Origin of the sequence: Bacillus sp. AFS002410 (assembly GCF_002556365.1) — a bacterium.
Taxonomy (GTDB): Bacteria; Bacillota; Bacilli; order Bacillales; family Bacillaceae_G; genus Gottfriedia.
The window spans coordinates 1-1218 of record NZ_NUEU01000107.1 but is presented as its reverse complement, the minus strand read 5'-3'; the positions used below and the strand labels follow the sequence as shown (position 1 = coordinate 1218).

Sequence of the window (1218 nt, the reverse complement as noted above, 5' to 3'; positions counted from 1 at the left end):
TGTGCGGCCGAGCATAGGTCGTATCATATAACGGGTGGGATTCCCGTCGAGTAAGAACTAGCCATTCGCTCGTAGCGAGTCTTGGAGGATTAAAGGTAACTTTAATCTTTAAGCGTAGACAGTTAGGTGGCGGGCCGAAAGCCAAATGGTTGAAGGGATTGAGCTCCATAATGTTAGTAAATCGAGAGGGCTGATGCTTTATGCATAGCAGAAAGCTACACTTTACCTTTCGGTAAGGCAAGAATGGTGAAGCCTCTCTGGAGTCAGAGACCTTGGCACGTTACACATTGATATGATACGGCAACTCGGGAGACCCTACCGGTCTTTTCTTTTTTTTAGAAGAGTATGGTGTACAAGCGATAACAAGTGAGGAAACCAAATGCCGTTGTAGGGAGTCGGATAGTAGCGTAGTACCAATGAAGTTGGGTAATGCCGATGGAGGAAAGGCTACTACCAGTTTATCACCCTTAATAAGGACACATTTACTACACACAGAGGTAGGTATAACAAATGGAAACAAAACTACTAAGGATAGCAGAATTAGCAAAATCTGATCCTAAAATGAAATTTACATCTCTTGCACATTTACTAGATAAGCAATCACTAGTTCAATGTCACATTGAATTACCAAATAAGAAAGCAACTGGGATTAATGGCACAACTAAAGAACAATACAGTAGTAATCTCGAAGAAAATATAGAGGATTTAGTAAGCAGACTTAAGAGCAAAAGCTATCGTCCTGTTCCAGTTAGGAGAATGTATATTCCGAAGCTCAATTCAAAAAAGAAAAGACCATTAGGTATACCGGAACATGAAGATAAGATTGTTCAAAAAGGTGTTACGAAAATATTAAACTCTATCTATGAAATTGACTTCTTGGACTGTTCGTTCGGATTTCGCCCAAATCGTAGTTGCCACGATGCTTTGAAAATACTGAACTTCTATATAGAAAAGAGGTCAGTAAACTATGTTGTAGATGTAGACATAAAAGGGTTCTTTGACAATGTTGACCACAAATGGATGATGGAATTCTTAAAACTACGAATCGCTGACCCAAACTTACTAAGAATAATCGGTAGGTTTCTTAAAGGTGGATATATGGAAGAAGGAAAGAAATACAAAACAGATAATGGTACACCGCAAGGTGGAGTAATATCTCCTGTATTAGCTAATATCTATCTTCATTATGTACTTGGCTTATGGTTCGAGAAAAGTGTC

1 protein-coding gene is annotated in these 1218 nt (G+C 38.9%); it reads left to right on the top strand.

The window, feature by feature from the left end:
- Window positions 1-510: 510 nt before the first annotated feature.
- On the top strand, window positions 511-1218 hold a 708-nt coding region (locus CN692_RS24935), incomplete at its 3' end, for a reverse transcriptase domain-containing protein (protein ID WP_257144127.1).